Genomic DNA, 3,274 nt, shown 5'->3' on the forward strand with positions numbered 1-3,274 from the left:
CTTCAATTGTTGCAGGACAGTCTAACGAATTATAAAAAAGCGTATTATTTATCTGATAGAAGTTTTGATTTCTGGTATGACTTACAATACATATATGTCGAGCTGAATATGTATGAAAAAGCACAAAGATTATTAGAACAATGTCAATTCAAAGTTTCACAGTTAGATTTATCTTTTCTAGAAGATTATTTGGTTATATCTTTAGAAATTTTATATAACTGCAATAAATTTAAACAAATGCAACCATTATTGAAAATTTTAGATACACATTTTAGTGATAATGAAAAATTATCGGATATGAAAGAAACACTAGAAAGTGAAGTGAGCGAATATCATGAATAACTATCGAATTATCTTAAGAAAATATCCTATTGCAATCAATTTTTTTATTTTCAATTTGTTTTTTAAACTATCTATGTATACTTCAAAAACAGTTCATGCACTCTGGTTTGAAATGAATGATAGGCTCCCTAATTATGGTCTATCCTATTCTGCCATGGCATTTGCTGGCATCTTTTCATTTTATATTGGTAAAAAAATAGGACGATTTACCCCTCAAAGAGTGATTCAATGTGGTTTAATTTTATATAGTATTGGCTTATTTTTTAGGATGTTTCCTAATAACTCAGGCATTTCTATAATATCTGGTTTTGTTTCAGGAATCGGTGCTTCGGTAGTGTTGTTATTAATTAGAGTATGGATTGTGGGCATAGGAAGTGAAGAAGAACGTTCCTCTATTGTATCGTTGAAAGAATTTGCAGATGGAGTAGGAAGTTCTTTAGGCATGCTACTAGCAGGTTTTCTTGTCTGGATTTTAACATTCTTGTTTCAAAACGCTACACAATTGACTCTACTTTTTTCGAGCGTCCTTTGCCTGATTACTGTATTTCTAATTCCTCCTATTACTCAATCTCATAATGAGAGTGGCGATTTGGAGAAGGCTGAATTTAAACATTTTGCAAAAGCTAGAACCCTGCTTGTTGGAACTATAATATTCGGCTTCATTATGGGGGGAAGCGTAAGTTTATTTGCTCCATATCTTCCAGTTATTTTAAGCAAACAAGGTATAAATGTATCTGTTATTGGTGTAACATTGACAATTTTAGGACTACTGAGTACTTATTTCTCTTCTCTTTTTTCAGGTCAAAAAACCTCAAAATATAAAGAGTATATCTTTGTGGTCAGTGAAATTTTAGTGGGCTTATCAACAGCTTTATTGATATTTAATATGCAATTTTTATACTTGTTTCTTATTCTTATATGCAGAGCTTTGTTCTTAAATGGTTCTGTAATTAGTCAAGAATTAATGGAGTTGGATATGTATCCTAAAGAACAAATTTCATATTTCTATGGTATATCTCAAACTTCATATTTTATTGGAGATAGTTTAGGTGGATTACTTGGAGGGAATCTGTATGCAAATGATTTACAAAAAACATTAATCATTTTCTTTATCATTTCCACTATAAATGCAATTTCTTTGTTTCTTTTTTATAAGTATATGAAAAAGTAGGTCACAGGATGATGAAAATAAAAAATTTGGATTTAAATGATGCTATATTCCTATCTTATACTCAAGATAGGAAACTTTTATGGCATGATGAATTATTAGTAGATAATAATGGACAAATAATATATGATAAAGAATTTTCTGCAATACTATCAAATAAAAATTGGAATTATGTGATAGATGAATTGGTAAGAACGATTGAGTATATAGTGAGTAAAACAGTAAAAGATGTTAAAAAAGTTTATTTATATTCAGGAAGTTTTGGATCTATATTAGGATTACTACTGAGTGCCAGATTTTCTCACAATCTAGGTGGACATATATGCGTTTCCCCTTTGATAGATTTATCTAATCAAATAAAAAAAAACAAGTGGAATGGAAAGGAAATGGTTTACTGATAAGTTCTCGACAACTGAAATTACAGAAATGTTTTCTGATAAGGTGTGGAAGAAAAATCTTCCTTATAAAACATTCATCATGCAAAGTCCTAGAGATAAAGTTTTAGATTTTTATTATATGAAGTCGACATTGAACAACTATAAATGTTTTGAAATTGATGAATTACCAATAAATGGTCATGGGCCTGAAACTGAATTTGAACTCAATATACTTAATCAAAGTGTTTTAGAAAAAATGAATAAATTATTTGTTGATTGACAATGATAATTTTCTGTAACCGTCCAATAACGAAGTATATTGAAAAATCTCCATATTAGGAACTATCCGTGAGTTCTCTAATCTGGAGATTTCTTATAGGGGTTGGAGCTCTTCTTGACGTTTCTGTAGTCGTTCATCAGCTGGCAAAACTTCCCAGTCTCTTTCCAAGGCAAATAACTGGTCACAATAAGCTAAACCTTTAGCTCCTAAGGATGAGTTATCTGCTTGCTTGGGGGTGGATTCAAAAAACTTCCTTCTCACATGCGCCCAACATCCAACAAGTTCAGCTTCTTCCAGTTGACGATAAGCTTCTAGCGGTTCGCAGTTTACCAAGCTTAGCGTCGCCTTGCTCCTAAACCTTGGACTGCTATCGCATAGGCAGAACTAGAGGACTAAAGTCCTAAGTTACTGCCGCAACATATCACAATGCACATATCCAGAATAATCTCCTAGGAATTCTTGTACTACTGAACCACTTCGACGCTAATCATGGAGGTAGAGTGTGTTTGCTTGCTTCTCTGATTTTCCTGACAAAAAAGTCCAATAGTAAGTCAGCTGACTAGCACTCTCTAGAGCCCGATAATAGGTTTCATCCGCATGAAGAAGAGCTTGTTCTAACAACTTTTCTCGTAAAAGGTTATAAAGGGACTCTAATAGTATTGACTCGTCTTGATATGCCAATTAGAGATTTCCTTACGTGTGATTGGTAAACCCATCTTAGCCCAATCTTCTTCCATAGGCTTCCCTCTCTGTTTTCTAACTTTATCATACTAAAAAGAAAGGCATCATTTCAATAGAAATCACGACTTTCTGATGAATTTATTTTTGGAGTGATAGAAAAGCCCTTCATCAGCCAGTCTACTTGTTCAGGTGTGAGAGCTTTGACATCCTTTTCTGTACTGGGCCAAGTCAGTCTGCCGTTCTCAAAGCGTTTATATAATAGCCAAAATCCTTGACCATCCCAGTAAAGGACTTTAAAGCGGTCTTTACGTCCACCACAAAAGAGAAAAACTTGACCTGAGAAAGAATCCAATTCAAAGTGGGTTTTAATGAGATAAGCCAGTGAATCGATTCCTTGTCTCATATCAGTTTTCCCACACACGAGAT

5 protein-coding genes and 2 pseudogenes are annotated in these 3,274 nt (G+C 33.1%); 4 read left to right on the plus strand and 3 right to left on the minus strand.

Annotation, left to right across the window (positions count from 1 at the left end; genetic code table 11):
• The 4 genes from HT719_RS10395 to HT719_RS10410 form a co-directional block, all read left to right on the plus strand.
• A partial coding sequence (locus tag HT719_RS10395) for a hypothetical protein (RefSeq protein WP_205380543.1) occupies nt 1–342 on the plus strand: 342 nt, incomplete at its 5' end.
• Nucleotides 335–1,513: an MFS transporter gene (locus tag HT719_RS10400; protein WP_023941358.1), complete on the plus strand. Its 1,179-nt coding sequence runs from the start codon at nt 335–337 to the stop codon at nt 1,511–1,513. The genes HT719_RS10395 and HT719_RS10400, both read left to right, overlap by 8 nt.
• A gap of 8 nt (nt 1,514–1,521) precedes the next feature.
• Complete coding sequence (locus HT719_RS10405; protein WP_023935975.1) at nt 1,522–1,908, plus strand: hypothetical protein; 387 nt, start codon at nt 1,522–1,524, stop codon at nt 1,906–1,908.
• A complete protein-coding gene (locus HT719_RS10410; protein WP_023935973.1) occupies nt 1,886–2,167 on the plus strand; it encodes a hypothetical protein in 282 nt (93 codons plus the stop codon). Before HT719_RS10405 ends, HT719_RS10410 begins: the two co-directional genes overlap by 23 nt.
• Here HT719_RS10410 and HT719_RS10415 read toward each other — a convergent pair.
• From HT719_RS10415 to tnpB, 3 genes and pseudogenes are all read right to left on the minus strand, one after another.
• Nucleotides 2,162–2,476 (minus strand): annotated as a pseudogene (locus HT719_RS10415) (transposase); the annotation flags it as partial. The gene HT719_RS10410 and the pseudogene HT719_RS10415 overlap by 6 nt on opposite strands.
• A gap of 108 nt (nt 2,477–2,584) precedes the next feature.
• A pseudogene (locus HT719_RS12070) lies at nt 2,585–2,901 on the minus strand (transposase); the annotation flags it as partial.
• Between the two features lie 56 nt (nt 2,902–2,957).
• On the minus strand, nt 2,958–3,274 hold a 317-nt coding region (gene tnpB, locus HT719_RS10425; protein ID WP_172929144.1), incomplete at its 5' end, for an IS66 family insertion sequence element accessory protein TnpB.

It is taken from the genome of Streptococcus sp. k-378, from assembly GCF_013277505.1.
Taxonomy (GTDB): Bacteria; Bacillota; Bacilli; order Lactobacillales; family Streptococcaceae; genus Streptococcus; species Streptococcus pseudopneumoniae.